Below are 3,027 nucleotides of genomic sequence, written 5' to 3'. Positions count from 1 at the left end.
CGCCCCGGCAGCCCCGATCGGGCGTGCGGCCCGCGATCGCGTCGATCGCGTCTCTGGCACGAGGCGGCGGCAGCCGCCGAGGACGGGCGTCCGCGGCACTGGATCGGGAAGATCCCAGTGTGGGGCCCGACCGCAGGCAAGTCTGTCCCGAAAGTTTCGTGAAAGTGTGCCGATTTGTATGGGATTGTCGGAGTCTGTCGTACCGGGCGCGCCGTCAAAACGCTGCAACATCCGGTCGGCCCGCCTTTCGACGGCGCGGCACGGCCTCGGATCGGCCGGTTTCCGCACCCGATCGCACGCGACAGATCGACGCGCCTCGCGGTCCTGTCATCCCATGTCTCGATGATCGACTCAGCCCCCGTCTGCACCGCGATCGCCGGTGCGCGCGTGTTTGCGCGCGCCGGCGGAATAACCATGAATCGTCAGACGTCGTTCCATCTGAAATCGCAATGAACTCAATACGGATTTATTGCGGTTTATCACTTGCGTTTCACACCAGTCTATCTAGACTGTTCAAGTCAAAACGGTCGAATGTGTCATTTTTTTAGGAGACGATCACAATGCGCCTCACCATTCGGATTAATGGCAGCGAATCGGCAACCCGGCACTCCTTCGCGGTACTGTGGGTCGATACCGACGAGGGGCTGTGGTCGCGCGAGGCACATCAGGGCATGGATCTGCCGACCTGGGGCAAGGTCCGCGACGTCGAGGGCGCAATGGCGCTCTGCGCGGCCGACGGCGGGAATGCCGTGTGCCAGTTGAAGGGGCTGTCGTTCGATGCAACGCAGCGCGAACAGGGTCCCGCAGTGCTCGCCGGCGATCACCCCGGCGCGTGGCGACTGCAGGCCGTCGATCGTTGCACGAGCGAGCCGGAATACCGGGAATTCATTTCCGTCGCCCGATAGAAATTATCGATGTAATTCGTCTGCGGTTTTCGGGTTTATTCCGGTTTCAGCGATATTCATTTCGATATTCAGTATTAACGGCGCCCCATTTCGGGGCGCTTTTCATTTTCCGGCTTAAAGAAATAACCGCAAGCCGGTCAATTGATCGCACTCCGGGGATGGCCCGCATCGGCCGTACTTCAGATCGCGCCCCCGGATCGATACGCAGCGAATCGCCCGCCTTTCATCGTCTGCTCCGTCGGTGAAGTGTCACTTCCGCCCCGCCTTTCCTCCCCCCTTTTTTCACCCCAACCGGACAGTTAATAGCTGTTTTTCTCGGGGCCGGAACACACTTTCCCCACACGGCGATTACTCATTTATTACAATCGCATTATTCAGACTGACCAGCCGCCCTTCGGCGGCCCGACCCGGCCATTGCATGAGCGTGAAAAAGAAGACCCACCCCGCCGATCCGTACGCGGCCGCGACCAAGAATCCGATGCTTGCATCGCGCCTGCCGATGTGGCGCTCGAAGCTGATCGTGATCATCGTGTTCCTCGCGTTCGCCGCGCTGATCGGCCGCGCCTTCTGGGTGCAGGTCGCGAACAAGGAGTTCTACGTCGGCCAGGGCCAGAAGCGCTACCAGCGCACGATCGAGCTCGACGCGACGCGCGGGCGCATCGTCGACCGCAACGGCGCGATGCTCGCCGTCAGCCTGTCGACCTATGAAATCTGGGCGAACCCGAAACAGGTCGCCGACACCGACTACCCGCAGATCTCGAAGCTGCTCGACATGCCGCTCGTCGAGGTCAAGCGGCGTCTCGGCAACGACAAAACCTTCGTACTGCTCAAGCGGCAGGTCGACGCGGACACCGCGGGCAAGCTCGACAAGCTCGCGATCGACGGCATCACGCAGATCGCCGATTCGAAGCGCTTCTACCCGGAAGGCGAATCGGCCGCGCACGTGGTCGGCTTCACGAACGTCGAGGACAAGGGCCAGGAAGGCGTCGAACTCGCGGCGAATGCACGCCTGGTCGGCACGTCCGGGCAGCGCGAGGTGATCCGCGACCGGCTCGGCCGCATCGTGTCGGACACGCGCCCGCTCGTCCCTGCGCAGCACGGCGCGACGATCGAACTGACGATCGACCGCCGCATCCAGCAGCTCGCGTTCAGCCAGCTCAAGGCGGCCGTGGTTGAAAACAACGCGGTGGCCGGCAGCGTCGTGGTGCTGGACGCGCAGAACGGCGAGATCCTCGCGCTGGCGAACTACCCGACCTTCGACCCGAACGACCGCGCGCGCCTCACCGGCCAGCAGTTGCGCAACCGTGCGGTGATCGACACGTTCGAACCCGGCTCGACGATCAAGCCGCTCGTCGTCGCGCTGTCGATCGACGAGCGCAAGGTCACGCCGAACACGATCATCAACACGTCGCCGGGCACCTACAAGATCGGCCCGGCCGTGATCCACGACACGTCGAACCACGGCTCGCTGACGGTCTCGCAGGCGCTGCAGAAGTCTAGCAACGTCGCACTCGCGAAGCTCGCGCTGAACCTGCCCGCCGAAACGATCTGGAACAAATACCAGGAATACGGGATCGGCCGTGCGCCGGAACTGACGTTCCCGGGCGTCGCATCGGGCCGGCTGCGCGGCTACAAGCGCTGGCGGCCGATCGAGCAGGCGACGATGGCGTACGGCTACGGCCTGTCGATGTCGCTGCTGCAGATCGCGCAAACCTACACAGCCTATGCGGGCGACGGCACGCTGCACCCGGTGTCGCTGCTGAAGAACGGCACCGACCAGCAGACGATCGACGCGCATCGCGGCCACCGCGTGACGTCGGCGCAAACGGCCGCATCGATCCGCTCGATGCTCGAGATGGCGGTCGGCGAAGGCGGCACGGGGCGCCGCGCGCGCGTCGACGGCTACCGGATCGGCGGCAAGACGGGGACCGCGCGCAAGCAGATCGGCGCAACCTATGCAAAGGGCAAGTACCGCGCACTGTTCGCCGGGATGGCGCCGATGAGCAACCCGCGCCTGATCGTCGCGGTGATGATCGACGAGCCGCGCGGCAAGGGCTACTACGGCGGCACGGTGGCCGGCCCGGTCTTCGCGTCGGTCACGAGCGGCTCGCTGCAGTTGCTG

At 64.2% G+C, this 3,027-nt stretch carries 2 protein-coding genes; both read left to right on the top strand.

Annotated elements, in window-relative coordinates:
* Positions 1–560 precede the first annotated feature (560 nt).
* Complete coding sequence (locus G3N99_RS37250; protein ID WP_011355389.1) at positions 561–905, top strand: DUF3564 family protein; 345 nt, start codon at positions 561–563, stop codon at positions 903–905.
* A 418-nt stretch (positions 906–1,323) separates the two neighbouring features.
* Positions 1,324–3,027, top strand: a 1,704-nt coding sequence (locus tag G3N99_RS37245; RefSeq protein ID WP_206124865.1) for a penicillin-binding protein 2, incomplete at its 3' end; no start/stop codon positions are given.

Source organism: Burkholderia sp. Ac-20392 (genome assembly GCF_017104585.1).
GTDB lineage: Bacteria > Pseudomonadota > Gammaproteobacteria > Burkholderiales > Burkholderiaceae > Burkholderia > Burkholderia lata.
The sequence above is the reverse complement of the archived record's forward strand: the minus strand, read 5'-3'. Positions and strand labels throughout refer to the sequence as shown.